At 56.8% G+C, this 15404-nt stretch carries 16 protein-coding genes; 11 read left to right on the forward strand and 5 right to left on the reverse strand.

Annotated elements, in window-relative coordinates:
• Window positions 1-23: 23 nt before the first annotated feature.
• The 6 genes from JFT63_RS01620 to JFT63_RS01645 all read left to right on the forward strand — a co-directional run bounded on the left by JFT63_RS01620 (window position 24) and on the right by JFT63_RS01645 (window position 6857).
• Window positions 24-3812 carry a phage tail tip fiber protein gene (locus tag JFT63_RS01620; protein ID WP_198843291.1) on the forward strand — a complete coding sequence of 1263 codons (3789 nt, stop codon included), beginning with the start codon at window positions 24-26 and terminating at the stop codon, window positions 3810-3812.
• 328 nt (window positions 3813-4140) lie between these two features.
• Window positions 4141-4782 carry a hypothetical protein gene (locus JFT63_RS01625; protein WP_198843292.1) on the forward strand — a complete coding sequence of 214 codons (642 nt, stop codon included), beginning with the start codon at window positions 4141-4143 and terminating at the stop codon, window positions 4780-4782.
• Window positions 4783-4807: 25 nt separating this feature from the next.
• Window positions 4808-5275: a hypothetical protein gene (locus JFT63_RS01630; protein WP_198843293.1), complete on the forward strand. Its 468-nt coding sequence runs from the start codon at window positions 4808-4810 to the stop codon at window positions 5273-5275.
• Between the two features lie 2 nt (window positions 5276-5277).
• Window positions 5278-5838, forward strand: a complete 561-nt coding sequence (locus JFT63_RS29865; protein WP_198843294.1) for a tail fiber assembly protein — start codon at window positions 5278-5280, stop codon at window positions 5836-5838.
• 57 nt (window positions 5839-5895) lie between these two features.
• Window positions 5896-6321 carry a cell wall hydrolase gene (locus tag JFT63_RS01640; RefSeq protein WP_198843295.1) on the forward strand — a complete coding sequence of 142 codons (426 nt, stop codon included), beginning with the start codon at window positions 5896-5898 and terminating at the stop codon, window positions 6319-6321.
• Complete coding sequence (locus tag JFT63_RS01645) at window positions 6321-6857, forward strand: lysis system i-spanin subunit Rz (RefSeq protein WP_198843296.1); 537 nt, start codon at window positions 6321-6323, stop codon at window positions 6855-6857. Before JFT63_RS01640 ends, JFT63_RS01645 begins: the two co-directional genes overlap by 1 nt.
• On the opposite strand, the gene JFT63_RS01650 is transcribed toward JFT63_RS01645, so the two are convergent.
• Together JFT63_RS01650 and JFT63_RS01655 are read right to left on the reverse strand one after the other, a co-directional pair.
• Window positions 6829-7185 carry a hypothetical protein gene (locus JFT63_RS01650; protein WP_198843297.1) on the reverse strand — a complete coding sequence of 119 codons (357 nt, stop codon included), beginning with the start codon at window positions 7183-7185 and terminating at the stop codon, window positions 6829-6831. The genes JFT63_RS01645 and JFT63_RS01650 overlap by 29 nt on opposite strands.
• Before the next feature lie 92 nt (window positions 7186-7277).
• The gene (locus JFT63_RS01655; protein WP_198843298.1) at window positions 7278-7487 is read right to left on the reverse strand and encodes a hypothetical protein; all 210 of its coding nucleotides are present in this window, start codon (window positions 7485-7487) and stop codon (window positions 7278-7280) included.
• Between the two features lie 511 nt (window positions 7488-7998).
• Between JFT63_RS01655 and JFT63_RS01660 the strand changes: the two genes are divergently transcribed.
• The 5 genes from JFT63_RS01660 to JFT63_RS01680 all read left to right on the forward strand — a co-directional run bounded on the left by JFT63_RS01660 (window position 7999) and on the right by JFT63_RS01680 (window position 11999).
• On the forward strand, window positions 7999-8484 hold the full coding sequence (locus JFT63_RS01660) for a DUF3757 domain-containing protein (RefSeq protein ID WP_198843299.1): 486 nt from the start codon (window positions 7999-8001) through the stop codon (window positions 8482-8484).
• 647 nt (window positions 8485-9131) lie between these two features.
• On the forward strand, window positions 9132-9848 hold the full coding sequence (locus tag JFT63_RS01665) for a DUF969 domain-containing protein (protein ID WP_032896171.1): 717 nt from the start codon (window positions 9132-9134) through the stop codon (window positions 9846-9848).
• On the forward strand, window positions 9845-10795 hold the full coding sequence (locus tag JFT63_RS01670; RefSeq protein WP_057700733.1) for a DUF979 domain-containing protein: 951 nt from the start codon (window positions 9845-9847) through the stop codon (window positions 10793-10795). Before JFT63_RS01665 ends, JFT63_RS01670 begins: the two co-directional genes overlap by 4 nt.
• A 7-nt stretch (window positions 10796-10802) precedes the next feature.
• Window positions 10803-11417, forward strand: coding sequence for a pyroglutamyl-peptidase I (gene pcp / locus JFT63_RS01675; protein ID WP_198843300.1), 615 nt, complete (start codon window positions 10803-10805; stop codon window positions 11415-11417).
• 78 nt (window positions 11418-11495) lie between these two features.
• Complete coding sequence (locus JFT63_RS01680) at window positions 11496-11999, forward strand: anti-virulence regulator CigR family protein (RefSeq protein WP_198843301.1); 504 nt, start codon at window positions 11496-11498, stop codon at window positions 11997-11999.
• A gap of 102 nt (window positions 12000-12101) precedes the next feature.
• Here JFT63_RS01680 and JFT63_RS01685 read toward each other — a convergent pair whose 3' ends face one another.
• The 3 genes from JFT63_RS01685 to JFT63_RS01695 all read right to left on the reverse strand — a co-directional run bounded on the left by JFT63_RS01685 (window position 12102) and on the right by JFT63_RS01695 (window position 15365).
• Window positions 12102-13115: a CDP-alcohol phosphatidyltransferase family protein gene (locus tag JFT63_RS01685; protein ID WP_198843302.1), complete on the reverse strand. Its 1014-nt coding sequence runs from the start codon at window positions 13113-13115 to the stop codon at window positions 12102-12104.
• A gap of 187 nt (window positions 13116-13302) precedes the next feature.
• Window positions 13303-14697, reverse strand: coding sequence for a heavy metal sensor histidine kinase (locus JFT63_RS01690; protein ID WP_198843303.1), 1395 nt, complete (start codon window positions 14695-14697; stop codon window positions 13303-13305).
• Complete coding sequence (locus JFT63_RS01695; RefSeq protein WP_032880272.1) at window positions 14694-15365, reverse strand: heavy metal response regulator transcription factor; 672 nt, start codon at window positions 15363-15365, stop codon at window positions 14694-14696. The genes JFT63_RS01690 and JFT63_RS01695 overlap by 4 nt, the downstream gene beginning before the upstream one ends.
• Window positions 15366-15404: the final 39 nt, after the last annotated feature.

The following is a 15404-nucleotide window of genomic DNA, read 5'->3' on the forward strand; positions in this document are numbered from 1 at the left end:
GGTTTTTGCATTCTGGAGGGCGCATGAGCGCAGTAGCAAAGAAGACGTCCCGCGCCGCAGCTCGCACCCGCCGCGCCGTGATCGGCAGCAAAGGCGGCCAGGCCAAAGAGAAAAAGCCAAGTATTGCGCAGAATAGCGTTCCGTCGATTTCTACAGCGCGCATCCTCTACATGTGGAGCTGGGGGCCAATCGTTGGGCCGGTTGACGGTTTGCGCTCGATCAAGCTGGACGGCACGCCTATTCAGGGGCCGGACGGCACGTTGAACTACCCTGGCGTCAAATGGCAGTTCCGTAACGGTGAGCTGAATCAGGCTCGTCTGGAGGGCAATACCGAGTCCAGCAACGAGATCGACGTCAAGCAAGAGCTGATCTTTGGCACTCCCTGGCTGCACAGCATCACCAACCCGGTTCTGGACGCGGTGCGGCTGCGCCTGAGTTGGCCAACGCTTCGCAGCCAGGATTCCGCTGGCAACATCAACGGCGTGCGCATTGATTACGCCGTGGACATCTCCACGGACAATGGCCCATATGTGGAGGCTCTGGTCTCATTTGTCGATCGGAAGAACGTTACCGAGTACGAACGAGCCCATCGCCTTGAATTGCCCGCCGGCACCCGGTGGACGGTTCGTGTCCGCCGGTTGACCCCGAATGCCAACTCCGACCTGGTGGCCGACCAGATGGTGGTCAAGGCTATCGCAGAGGTGGTCGATAGCGATCAGGAATACCCGCTCACTGCAGTCAGCAGCATCGAGTACGACGCCCAGACCTTCGGCGGCGACATCGCCAAGATTGCCGTGCTGATGCGCGGTCGCATCATTCGAGTTCCCGCCAACTACAACCCGGAGACACGCACGTACTCAACATCTGGCGCGGGTACAAGCAACGGTATTTGGGATGGCACATTCAAAGAGGCCTATACCAACAACCCGGCCTGGATCTTCTATGACCTGGTGCTGCACCCATACTACGGCCTCGGCGACCGCATCGACGCAACAATGGTTGATCGCTGGTCGCTCTATCGAATCGCGCAGTACTGCGACCAGATGGTGCCGGACGGAAAGGGGGGCATGGAGCCACGCTTTACCTGCAACTTGTACTTCCAGAAGCAAGCCGAAGCTTATGCAGTGCTCCAGGACCTGGCCTCTATCTTCCACGGCCTGGCCTACTGGGACGGCAGCCAGATCGTGGTCAACGCCGATATGCCGGGCGACCCGGTGTTCACCTACAACCAGACGCAGATCCTGAACAACGGCGCAATCAAGTACGAAGGCACCCGAGCGCGTGATCGGCACACGCTATACATGGTCGGCTGGGACAACCCAGACCAGGGCTTTGAAACGGACAAGGAGCCTGTCTTCGACGATGAGGCCATGATCGAGCTGGGCGGTATCGTTCGGGAAACCTCGGTCGGCGCCATTGGCTGCACATCCCTGGGCCAGGCACAGCGTGCAGGTCAGTGGGCGGCGCTCACCGAGAAGCTACAAACCCAGGGCGGAGTGTTTCGTGTTGGCCTTGATGGTGACATTCCCAAGCCTGGGCAGGTCATCGCTGTGGCCGATCCAATGTTGGTGGGCCGAAAAAACGGCGGACGTATTGCCGCAGCGGCTGGCCGGGTGGTCAGTCTGGATCGCGACACAGTGGTGCCGGTTGGCGCGCGCTTGATGGTCAACCTTCCCAGCGGCAAGTCCGAAGGGCGCGTGGTCAAATCTGTGGCAGGGCGAGACGTGACCGTCATGGCTGACTTCAGCGAGCAGCCGCAGGCGGAGTGCGGGTGGATTCTCGACTACGAAGACCTGAAACTGATGCAGTTTTACGTCCGCAACGTCACGCGCCCGGAGTGGCACCAGTTCCAGCTCGAGGTGATCCAGCACGACCCGAGCAAGTTTGACGCTATCGACAACGGCGCCGTAGTGGATCCTCGTCCAATCACTGGTATACCGATTGGCAGCCAGGACGCACCGGCCCGCGTCATGCTCAGTCAGCACGTCGTGATTGAGCAGGGCATAGCCGTCACGGTGATGTCGATCGCCTGGGACGCAGCGCCAAACGCTGTCGCTTATGACGTGGAATGGAAGTGGGGCGCCCGGGAGTGGATCAGGGTTCCGCGCACCGCCGAGCAGATGGTCGACGTCCGCGGTATTTACTCGGGCCAGTACATGGCCCGGGTGCGGGCTGTGAGTGCGCTCAACGTTTCGTCGATCCCGGTAACCTCTGCGCTGACCAGCCTGGAAGGCAAGACCGGCCTGCCGCCGGCGGTGTCGTTCCTGACCACCACCAGCGAACTGTTCGGCATCGGCATCAAGTGGGGCTTCCCTGCTGGCGCCGAGGACACCCAGCGCACCGAGCTTTGGTACGGTCCGGCGAACAACCTGCCGGCCGCGACGAAGCTGGCCGACCTGGCATACCCGCAGGCCGACTATCGGATGCAGTCTCTCCTGGCGGGCGCAACGCTGTTCTTCTGGGCGCGCCTGGTGGACCGTACCGGCAACATCGGTCCGTTCTATCCGGTGGTGAGTGGGGTGATGGGCCAGGCCAGCTCGGATGCCGGGCCGATCCTTGAGCAGATCAAGGGGCAGATTGACGAGACGTCCCTGGGGCAACTGCTGAAGGAGCGCATTGACCTTATCGACGGCAACGGCCCTGGCTCGGTCAATGGGCGCATCGAAGCGGCCAAGGATGAGCTGGAAGGGCTGATTGATCAGATCGTCGACGCGCTTGAGTACGACCCTGCGAAGGCGTACGCGCTTAACGAGATCGTGCGCATGGGCCAGCACCTGTATCAGGCGAAAGGCCCGGTACCGGCGAATAATCCTCCACCGAACGCGACCTACTGGACCGATATCGGCACTGTAGCCCAGACGGTGGATGCGTTGGCCATCCAGGTACAGCAAAACAGCGCGACCATTACGCAGCACGGCCAGGACATCACCGCTCAGGCGCAACAGCTCAATGCGGTGAAGGTGACGGTCAACGACCCAGTCACCGGCGTGAACGCTACAGCCAGCGGGTTAAGCACCCTCAAAGCCACGGTAACCACGCTCGACGGCAAGGTCACCACCACGGCGCAGCGGGTTGACGGCATCTACTTGCAGGTCAACCCGCCGCTCCAAGGGGATGACAGTGCGCTGATGGGTTCTGAGGCCAGCTATGTAGGTGTCTGGTCCACTCAGTCTGCCCTGATCGAGGGTGACCTGGTACAGGGACAGCGAACCGACACAGTTGAAGTGAAGGTGGCCAACAACGCCGCCGCGGTCGCTGCTGAGCAAACCGCCCGCATCAATGCCGTTGGCGCTCTGTCGTCCAGTATTGAAACCGTCAAGAACTCGGTCAACGGCAACACCCTGGCCATTCAGACCAACACCACGGCCATTCAAACGGTCGATGGAAAGGTAACGGCGAACTGGTCGGTTCGGATGCAGTACGAAACCGCCACCGGGCTATACAAGTATGCCGGTATCGGCCTTGGGTTAGAAAACGGCCCTGGCGGGCTGCAGACTCAGTTCATCATCGATGCGGACAGGTTCGCCATCGGGCAGGCTGGATCTGTGCCGTTCGCAGTGCAGGGTGGGCAGACGTTTATCAATGCTGCATTCATCCAAGACGGCACTATCACCAACGCCAAGATCGGGGCTTACATCAGCTCTACAGACTACATCGCTGGTCAACAAGGTTGGATTCTAAAAAAGGACGGCACCTTTGAAATTAACGGCGTCGTTCCAGGGCAAGGGCGCTCGATAATGACGAATCGATCTTTGCGGTTCTGGGATGTGAACAACGTCAAACGCGTTCAAATCGGAGATCTTACCGAATGAGTTCCGGAATAAGAATTTGGGGGGCTGCGGGCAATCTACAGATGGACGAAAACTCGTTCACTGTGAGGGTCGTCTATTCGGCCCTGGTAACTTCTGTTGGGGCTGCTTCGAGAAGTATATATATCGCAATACCCGGAGTGGCTATTGGTACTCATGTTGGTGTGTGTCTCCCCAATGAGCCATGGCGGTTTTCTCAAGATCCTAGGAACTCGCAATTTGATGTACAAATTATGAGTGATGGAGTTACTGTGTGGTTTGGGAATAGAAACATGCCGGATGGTAAAATGGGGTTCTCCACGCAGCGACTTTTAGTGTTCAGGTACAAATAATGGCATACGGACTCGTATTTAAAAATAACTCTGATGTTGTTGCTTTGGACTCTGAATTTGCTAGGTTGGTGGTGCTGCATTCGGCAAGATATACACAATCAGGTGCAATGTTCCCAGCTCCAATTACCTCACAAGAACCGCCACTAATTTTTGCAAGGCCAGATGCTACTGCTACTTTTCAAGAAGTCCAGTTGTTAGGGGGGCCCGGTAATTGGACCGGTTGGCAAAATGGATCTTCTGTAAATGTGCCAGGAACATATTTCCTAGCCGCTTATGAGGCCAAACCCTCAGAAAGTTACGGGCTCAGGTTATGGGGTGCAAATTCAAAGCTACTCTTTGATAATGGCAATCCCTGTGCTCAGTTTACAACTGTGATTACACAATGGACATTTTTGGGAGTAGTGAATACATCTCCTGGCAGATGGCAGTATTCTTGGTCCTCGCCAGCTCCGATTCTTGAGGGTGGCTATATATTGGTTAACAATGTTGCAATGGATATGCCTGCAAGGAATAGCTACTCATGGCTTACCTGTGGATGGAGTTATGAAACAAATACAGTTTCAATTGGGCTTCAAAATATAGGCGACTTCAATCAAAATAATTTCTTCTTTTCGCTGCTCTTCGGAAAGCCGATGCTCTGAATAACTAATAGTTTGAGGATATAAAATGCCTAGACAGGAAATTAACATCGGCACAGCGCCAACAGGTGCTGGAGGCGATACTACCCGAAGCACCGCTGTAAAAATCAACGCGATGACGGCTGAGCTTTATGCAAAGACAAATAGTCTGGGCAGTGCGGCAACTCGGAATGTAGGCATCGCATCGGGAAACTTAATGGAGATTTCACCATCGCAACTGGTCGATGGAAACTCAGCGTTTATTGTTGAGGGTAGTCGGTTCCTATCCTACGGGGAAGGGACCACAGGTGGCCCACCTGGCGTTACCTATGCCTCCGGCATCCGTTCAAGATTCTACGATGGCTCTTTTTTTGCTGTTGATATTGTCGGGAATATTCTGAACGGCAACCTTTACTGGCGAACAGTTAACTCAGTGGGAGTGCAGAACGGCTGGAGAACCATTTACGACACCGGAAACACCACCCGTGCCCAAGATGGCACATTGAAGGCTATCTAATCATGGCAAGAGCAGCAATCAACATCGTGGGCGAAACCGGCGCCCTGTTTGACATTACATCGCTCGGAGGTAAGGACGTAGATAGTTACCGTTCTGGTGTCGGCGTGTACTGCGTCACGGGCACCCAGGGCATGGTTCCTTTTCCCCCGGTAGATCAGGGCTGGGGCTACTCGCTTCATCCGTCCGAGAACACCGCCAAGGTAGATATCGCTTTCGCTGATGATCTGCTGACCGTGACGGTCACAATGAGCGGCGAACCCTACGATCTGAAAACGATGGTCACGCTTCACATCCTGGTGCCCGATATTCCGCTGGAGGAAGTGCCGGAGCTTCCGTCGATTGTCGTTGATCCTCTGGAGGCTGCCCAGGCCGAGATCATCCGTCTTCGGGCCATCGCAGATTACGCCGTTGCGCCACTACAGGATGCGGTGGACGTCGACGAGGCCACAGATTCAGAGGTTGCCCAGCTTAAGGGCTGGAAGAAGTACCGCGTTGCGCTGAGCCGAGTGCCCGAGCAAGAGCATTACCCGGACGCTATCGAGTGGCCCGTCGTTCCGGCCTGACCGCCGATCTGGAAACCATCACCGCCTTGTGCGGTTTTTTTTCGTCTGGAGAAAAGCATGAACGCAACCGAGAAAGACCGGGACATCCTGGCGCGCACGCTGTACGGCGAAGCCCGCGGTGAGGGGCTGGACGGGCAGATCGCCGTGGCCTGGACCATCCGCAACCGTGTGTTCGACGGCAAGGCCAAGTCGTGGTGGGGCGAGGGCTACGCCGGTGTGTGCCTGAAACCCTGGCAGTTCAGCTGTTGGAACCAGAACGACCCGAACTACGCCTACCTGAGCGGTGCCAAGCAGATCCCGGCCGCGCAGTTCGCCCAGGCCCAGCGTGCGGCTGACCAGGTGATGTCTGGTGCGGTACCGGATCCAACTGGCGGTGCCACGCACTATTACGCAACCACAATGCCCAAGGCCCCAGCCTGGGCCGCAAAGGCCACGCAGACGCTGCGCCTGGGCCACCATGTCTTCTTCAAGGATGTGCCGTGATGACGTCGGTACAGAAGCTGATCGGCCTGGCGCTGACAATCCTGCTGGCGCTGGGCATCGGCTTTGGCGGGGCATGGCAGGTTCAGGACTGGCGCCTGGGCAAGGAGATGGCTGAGCGTATCGCGGAGCAGGGCGCCCGCCACCAGAAGGAACTGGATGCAATCACTGGAGAGGCCTGGCGTCAGCAATCGGCCGAGCGGGACAAGCGCCTGGCCACCGAGGAAAAGCTCGCGCGCCAGGACCAAAAGCACACCGAGGAATTATCCGATGAGAAACGCAAGCAGGCTGTTATCCGTGATCGCCTTGCCACTTCTGATCTGCGGCTGTCAGTCCTCCTTGCCGAGGATCCAGCCAGTGGCTGCAACCTGCCTGCCACCTCCAGCACCGTCGGCGTGGTTCATGCAGCCCGTCGAGCCCAACTTGACCCAGCGCATTCTCAACGAATTATCCGCATCACCGACGACGGGGATAACGCCATAATTGCCCTGCGTGCGTGCCAGGCGTACGTCAGGGCTGTAACTCCTTCAGCGCCCTGAGTTCCGCCAGCAGCCGTTGGTTCTCCCTGAACAGGTGGTCACGCTGACCGGTAACTAGATCGATGCTTCGAAAACTACCGGTCTCATCGGGCTCTTGATTCATACCTGACATGCGTTCGAGGGCGCCCTTGAGCGCCGCTTCTGCGCGAGCCTTGCCTATCAAAAGCGCGTCATTCATCTGAACCAGGCCAGCTATGTTCGCTCGCGCTCGACTCAACATGCGCTCGGTTTCAGCCAGTTCATCTACGAGGATTGAGCACTGGTGCTGATACATCTCAAGTGGGGTAGGGCAGCCGAGCCAATCATCGGTGTCCATGTCAACGTTCATAGCGTGAATCTCAGATACTGTATGTGTGTACAGTAATCTGAATGCAACGATGCCTGGACTGAAGACCGACGAAATGCAGGTTCACCCGACGATCAGTCGGGAGCGCTCAGGACGGCCAAGGTCAGCTTGATGAACTCCTCGTTATCGTCGATAGCTTGAAGAGCGCCGCGAACATTTTCTGCTACATCGGCGGAGCCACGCTGCTCCACCCAGTTGGACAATTCCAGGATGGACGCTTCGAGGGCGAGCTGGTTTTCGTAGAGCTTAGAAAGCAGGGAAGGGAGTAGATCTGAATTCGGCATCGGTGTTCCTCCGGAGAGTGAACAGAGTAGTAGCGGGTGTGTTTTTTGGGTAGTTGTGTTCGTTTGGCAGGACGCCGGGGAGGGTGACTACTGTAGGAATATACAACGCTAAGTTATTGATTCTTATAGGGTGAAACGCTGGTTTTAGCACCTCCGTAAATTGGTGTGTTTGCTTTATACATCAATAGGTTACGAGTGTTCCGGGGTCACCTTGACATGGTGGGGGTCGTTGGTTCGAGTCCAATCGCGCCTACCAAACAAAATCCGCTCTGCTGGGCGGTCTAGAAGGGCTCACCGAAAGGTGGGCCCTTTTTTGTTGTCTTGGATTTTTGCAGAACGTTCAGACACTATCGAGTTCGCTCACAGAGGGCAATGTGAACGCCGAACGCGTCTCTTCATGTAATAGGCCCCATCGATGACCAATAAATAACGATAGTTCTCTGGGGATTACAGATCTCTCCTGCATACAGCAAGGCCTTTACCGGCTAAATAAGCTGCTTGAAAATTATTGATGGTATTTTCTGTGCGTCTTTTTATCTGGTGTGGGGTGATCCTGTCGCCGCTACTTTCGATTATGGCTGCCCAAGCCAGTAGCAAATACTTTGATATCCCGGCTTGGCCTGGTGATGAAGAGTCATGCCCTGCCCCTGGAAACATACACAGCAGCCATGGGGTGTTTAGGGCACCGTCCAAATCCGAGGGTGTTGATTGGGTGGGCATGTCGCAGGGCGACGTGGGCGAGAATGTCTTGGCGTTTACAAAAGCGATTTTTGTTCTTGCTGAACAAAACTCCGAATCCCGAGGTTTTCTGGCTAGCTGTATTTATCGCACTTCTGCGGGTAGATACCTGAGCATGAGGCTTGATGGTAACGAATATAGTCACATCATGTGGATTGCCCGGTCAGCGTCATGGCGGCAGTCACAAGACTTCTCATCGAAAACCATTTTGGAGTGCACAGACAAAGGCACGCGAGCATGTGGTTTTTTCATCAAGTAACAACTGCGGGATGAACAGCTCAAGCCCTTTGTTCAATACCAGCATCGGTTGGAAGCACCAACCTTTTTTGATGACACTGAAGTTTGGGCAATACCTATCCAAACATGCCTCCCGGCACGCTTTTCAGGTTCGAATGCTCGATCAGCAGAACAGCGTAGCCACCGACAGCAGGCAAATTATTTGCACGAACACCTGGCAGCGTATCTCGCCAAACGTGGTCGCCATATCAGTCATTTGTCCGGCATACATAGCGCGAGCCCTCATTATCGGCATATCACCGTGAACGAACTGCAGGTACACACAGCTGCATGATGGAGTATAGGTTCTGATCGGGAATCCACACGCCTGCATCGATTTTGAGCTTTTCGGCAAGCTACCTGCGCTCTTTCTCCCATAAAGCCTGGACTATCTCCCCATGGTGCCCGACCGTGGGCGCCATCCCCCCACAAAATTTATTGGTTTGCAGCAACAATTTTTCTTGTTGGACACCCTCGGTCTCCAGACAGCAAAGTTGCCGCCACTGACGCTCGACCTTCCAGGTCAACAATAAAAAACCGAGCCGACTGCACGCCACTTTCAAGCTGTGAGCCCTTGGCCCACATCCTGCTGTTATGGCGCCGCAGCGCGCACTAAAGGACCTCTTCGCCATGCAAACAGTTGTGAACCTATGGCCGTTGATCGGCGTACTTGTCATCGTGGTCGGCTTTGTATTGCGCTTCAATCCGCTGTTGGTGGTCACCGCCGCCGCCATCGCCACCGGACTTGCCGCTCAGTTCCCGCTGGAAAAAATTCTGGCCACCATGGGCGATGGCTTCCTTCAGACCCGTGCCCTGCAATTGATTCTGTTGTTGCCGCTGGCGGTGATTGGCCTGTTGGAGCGCCATGGCCTGCGCTTGCATGCGCAGAACTGGATCGCGCGCTTTGAGCGGGCCACGGTGGGGCGCTTGCTGATCATTTATCTGTTTGTGCGTGAGTCCACGGCAGCCATGGGGCTGACCAGCCTGGGTGGGCATCCGCAAATGGTACGACCACTGTTGGCGCCGATGGCCGAAGGTGCTGCGGAAAAACGCTACGGCAAGCTGCCCGACAAGCTGCGCCACAAGGTCTTGGCCATGTGTGCGGCCACCGATAACGTCGGGCTGTTTTTTGGTGAGGATATTTTCGTTGCTTTCGGTGCGATTGCGTTGATGCACACCTTCCTGCTCGGCTCGGGGATTGATGTGGAGCCGCTGCACATTGCGGTGTGGGGCATCCCGACGGCAATCTGTGCCTTCATCATTCACGCTATCCGGCTGCATCGTTTCGACCGGCGCTTAACCCGCGAAATGAGCTCGGCCACCACCCCGGTGGAGGCTGCTCAATGATTATTTCCATTCAATACCTTTACTGGCTGGCGGGCGTGCTGTTGCTGATCACCGCGGGCATGATCCTGCTTGATCGAACCCATCCCAAACGCTGGTCCAGCGCGCTGTTCTGGTTGTTGTTCGCCATTCCGTTCCTGGTGGGCGAGCGTCTGCCCTCGGTGGCCATCGGCATCGGTGTGGTGGTGATGGCGTTGATCGCCGGCCTGGGCGGCGTTGGGCGCGGCCAGCACGCCGAGTTGCATGACAAGGCGTCCCGCGCCAGTGCCGGGCGTCTGGGCCACAAATTGTTTATCCCGGCATTGGCGATTCCGCTGACTACGGTGATTGGCTCGGTAGTGCTCAAACACACCGAAATCGGCGGTGTACCGTTGCTGGACCCGAAGAACACCACCTTCGTCTCCCTCGGCATCGGCTGCCTGATTGCGTTGGGCCTGGCCTGCTGGTTGACCCGCGATACGCCAGTACAAGCCCTGCGCGAATCCCGTCGCCTGACCGAAGCCCTGGGCTGGGCCATGGTGTTACCGCAGATGCTGGCGATGCTCGGGTTGTTGTTCAACGAGGCGGGGGTGGGCACGGCGGTTGCCCATGTCACCACCACCTATATCAACCTGGACTACAAGTTGGTGGCGGTGATGGTCTATGTGCTGGGCATGGCCTTGTTTACCGTGATCATGGGCAATGGTTTTGCGGCGTTCCCTGTAATGACCGGCGGCGTCGGCGTGCCGGTACTGGTGGGGATCTACGGCGGCAACCCTGCGGTGATGGCGGCGATCGGTATGTTTTCCGGTTACTGCGGCACGTTGATGACGCCGATGGCGGCTAATTTTAATATCGTACCGGCGGCGTTGCTGGAGTTGCCCGACAAGAACGCGGTGATCAAGGCGCAAATCCCCACGGCGCTGATGATGTTGGTGGTCAATATCGTGCTGCTTTACCTGTTGATGTGAGGTCATTATGCAAACCGTACTGCTGACGGGTTTCGAGCCCTTTGATAACGCTCTGATTAACCCCTCGTGGGAGGCGGCTCGCCAGTTGGAGGGTGTGCCACTGGGCGAGGGTGCACGTATTGTCGCGCGTTGCCTGCCCTGTGCATTTGCCACAGCAGGCGAACACCTGACCCGATTGATCAGCGAGTTAAACCCGGCGATGGTGATTGCCACCGGCCTGGCGCCAGGGCGCAGCGAGGTGTCTATCGAGCGGGTAGCGATCAATATCAATGACGCACGCATCCCCGACAACCTCGGGCAGCAACCGATTGATACGCCAGTGGCAGTCGATGGCCCTGCGGCCTATTTTTCGACGTTGCCGATCAAGGCCATGGTCAAGGCGCTGCGTGACGCGGGCGTGGCGGCTGCCGTTTCGCAAACCGCGGGCACGTTCGTGTGCAATCAGGTGTTCTACCTTTTGCAGCACCGGCTCGCCGGGTCCGAAGTGCGCAGTGGGTTTATTCATGTGCCGAGTTCGCCACCGGCCGACCAGCCGTCTCTGGTTGAGGCCTTGCGCCTGGCGGTCTTTACGGCCTGGCTAACTCACGCAGATGTGGTAGAAACAGGCGGGCAGGTGAGCTGACAGCCGGGATGCGAATGGGGTCATTCCTGGGACATCTTCGACTATAGTTCACAAGCGTATCAACCTTGGAAAACCATCATGATCAAGTACCCGAAGTTCGTGTCTGTCGCGTTGTCCCTCGCGCTGTTTGCAGGTAGCGGTCTTGCCCTGGCTGATCCTGGTAATGGCAAGGGCCAGGGTAATAACCAGGGAGGGCAGGGTCAGGGTAATAACAAAGGTAATCAGGGCGGGCAGGGCAATAACAAAGGCAATAACCCCGCAGGGCAGGGCTACGACAAGCCCAAAGGCAAGGGCGGCTCAGGTGGTCACGGCCCCAGCGTTGACCGAGGGAGCGTATTGAATGTGCTCGGCGGTTATCGCGATTACTGGAGCCCAGGGCCTGCATTGCCGCCGGGCATCCAGAAGAACCTGGCACGCGGCAAGCCGCTGCCGCCCGGTATCGCCAAGAAGCTTGACGGTCGCCTGTTGGGGCGGCTGCCTCACTACGACGGTTATGAGTGGCAGCAAGCGGGAACTGATTTGATATTGGTCGCTATCGCCAGCGGCATCATCTACGAAGTACTCAACGGGGTTCTTGATTGAGGCGTTACTTTTTAAGTAGACCCCAAAGTGCGGTTGATTGGGGCCGGGAGTTTCCCGCCTGACTTGCCGATAGGTGTGGTTGTCCTAAATGGGTCGAGAAGCTCAGCGCGTTACCGGACGAAAATTTTGCCAAGCCGAATGCCAGGTTCGAGCAGTACTCGTAGCTAAAAAACATGGAGTTAAAGCCACCCAAAAAAATTGCGTTGTGCTGAAGATCAATATGCCTGGTAGCAAGAAAGCCGCGGTGATTATTAAAAGCCCGTGTCTATATACTTGGGGTGCTCGTGCCAAATGCGCGAAGATGATCAGGGATGCGTGGTTAAGAATGCTGAGCGCCAGGATAATCATCCATAACGCCTGCATTTTCGGGTGCACAGCTGCGGCAATTGAAACCAGCGCAAATGTCAGTAGGAAAGGCCAGACCTGCCTTGCAACTCCGGTAATCGTAACCAGTCGATAAACAGCCGCGCCCAGAATCGCGGTGCTGATAACGAAAAGTAGCGCTTCGATCCCTGAGACGTACTCAACTATTTGATATGAAAGAATATTGATCTCCGGGAGCAGGCAGGCAAGCATGTAGAATGCACTGAAGAAAACCCCCTCTACCGGCCCTATTCTGGGTAGGTTAAGTTGACCTGTCATGTACTGTTCGCCCCACAGAGTCACTGTAGCTATTCCGAGGCTACTAATGAAGTAGACAGAGTATTGGGGGGCAATATCCTTCGCGGGGCCACTTATTAATACGGCTGACGCGACCAGACCGACGACTCCCGCGTCGACGCCGTGATCGAGAAACTCTCCCCATGGCGTGCTCTGTTTGAGTCTGCGTGCCCTTTGACCGTCGACATGGTCCAGGATGCAATAAGTCATTATCAGGAATGCACCACTGGGGAGTGCTGCGATCGACCAATCTGAGGGCGCCAGGAAGAGGATGACGGTCATGGCTATTGCCAAGGATGCGGCGCTGGCAGTGATTTGATTTGGTGTGATTGTGGACGGTATCCAAGCGTCAACGTGAGGCGCTATCTTCACCGATATCCAGCGTGCGAGTGCTGATCGATCATTGCAGTGATAAGTGTAGTGTTCAATTATAGAGTTGTAGTGAGCCAGCATCATTCACCATCCTTGTCTGAGCGCTGAGATACGATCCTTGGGACGCTACTGCGTCTTTGCGACCTCCACTTATTTATGGCGCAAACGACGATTTCCTTCGACTGTCAAAACTGACAGTTTTTTAGAGCTTTTTTGGCTGCTTTTCTCAGTTTTAAGGATGAAAATTTGAGCAGAGCCCGGTTTTTACGTATTAGTACCGCGGAAAGAACAACTCAAAGCACGTCACGCCGTCTGCACTGCTGACGCCATACCGACCGTTATGCAGCTGCATGATGGTCGCCACGATCGACAATCCCAGCCCATTGGACTGGGATGAACATTCACGGGATTCATCCACCCGGTAAAAGCGTTCGAACAGCCGGGGCAAATGCTCTGCGGCAATGGTTGCCCCCTGGTTGATGACCTTGATGCAAGTGCCTTCGGGCGCCGGGATGGCCTGGATACTCAGCTCGGTGTTCGGCGCGCCATACTTGATGGCATTGGCGCAGAGGTTCGCCAGGGCCCGGCGCAGCAGCATCGGTTCCGCCCAGATGACACCTTCGCCCGTGCCAACAATGTGCATGCCCACGTCACCGGCCAAGCCCTCGAAATAATCGGCGATGCGCTCCACTTCATCTGCGGCGTCCAGTTCCTGGCGCTGACGCAGGGCGCTGGCAGGATCGGTGCGGGCCAGGAACAGCATGTTGTCGAGCATCCGCGCCAAGCGTTCTAGCTCTTCAACATTGGAGGCCAGCAGCTGCTGATAGTCTTCAATAGTGCGGCTCTGTTGCAGCGCGACCTGGGTTTCACCGAGCAAATTATTGATGGGGGTCCGCAGTTCATGGGCCATATCGGTGGACACCTGGCCCAATTGAATAAAGCCTTTGGCCAGCCGTTCAAGCATGGTGTTGAACGCATCAATCATCGGCAGCAACTCTTTGGGCGCCCCTTGACTGTCCAGACGCTCGGCCAGGTTGTTCACGCCGATGCCCTGTGCGTGGCCGGCCAGGCGCCGCAAGGGCACCAGCCCACGGTGTACCAGCACATAACCGACCAACGCGAGAATGACCGCCGCAATGCTGGCCAGGATAAAAACACTTAAGCGATAACTGGCGAGCATGGCTGTGCGTTCGGCCATCAGGCGCCCGACGGTGACTTGCAGGCTGCCCAGGTCACCGGTGTCGATGGAGGCCGCCACCGTGGCGAAGGGCACGCCATTCACGCCGGGCAAATGGTGGACATCGGCGAGCCCAAGGGCATGATCTTTTGCCACGGCAGGTACGGCCGGAATTTGAATATTGCTCGGGTTGACCAGCAATAAAGGCGTCTGCCCAGGTGCTGCGATGCTCAGTACCGACTCACTGTTGCCCAACATGTTCTGGAACAGCTGCGGCTTGGTTTTGATCAGCTCCAGGGTATTGCCATCATTGAGCACGTTGCGCAGTTGGTTGGCGCGCGAGATCAGTGCGGCGTCGTCACGCTTGATCAGCTCACGCTCCAGCTCGTGGTACAGGGTTACGCCCAACGTTGCCAGCAGGGCGAAGGCGAGCAGGGCAAAGATCAATGCCAGGCGCAGGGTCAGGGAATAATGGCGATCTCGCTTCATGGTTGGGTATCGAAGCGGTAGCCAATGCCGCGCACGCTATGGATCAGCTTGAGCTGGAACGGGTCGTCGATTTTCAGGCGCAGGCGGCGTACGGCGACATCCACCACATTGGTGTCGCTGTCGAAGTTCATGTCCCACACCCGTGAAGCGATCAGCGAGCGGGACAGCACCTGATCCTGGTGGGTGGCAAACAGGTGCAGCAAGGCGAATTCCTTGTTGGTCAGGGTAATGCGCGTACCGGCGCGGGTTACACGGCGCTTGAGTACGTCAATGTGCAGGTCGGCGATGTGCAGTTGTTCTTCTTCGCGGCTCGGGCCACGGCGGTTGAGGGTGCGCAGGCGTGCGACCAGTTCGGCGAAGGAGAAGGGTTTGATCAGGTAGTCGTCAGCTCCCAGTTCAAGGCCCTTGATGCGGTCGGCGATGTCATCGCGCGCGGTGAGGAACAACACCGGTGTGTCGGCCTCTTTGCGCAGGCGGCGCAGCACTTCCCAGCCATCCATTTTCGGCATCATGACGTCCAATACGATCACGTCGAATGGCGTTTCCAGGGCCAGGTGCAAACCCTCTACGCCGTCGCGTGCCAGGCTCACCGAATGGCCCAGCTCCTGCAAGCCATTGAGCAGGTAATTGCCGGCCTTGGGTTCGTCTTCGACTACGAGGATGTTCATGGAAAGTGTCCTGCTTCAATAAGTGGCGCAAGTGTAGCC

Origin of the sequence: Pseudomonas sp. MF7453 (assembly GCF_016405455.1) — a bacterium.
Taxonomy (GTDB): domain Bacteria; phylum Pseudomonadota; class Gammaproteobacteria; order Pseudomonadales; family Pseudomonadaceae; genus Aquipseudomonas; species Aquipseudomonas paralactis.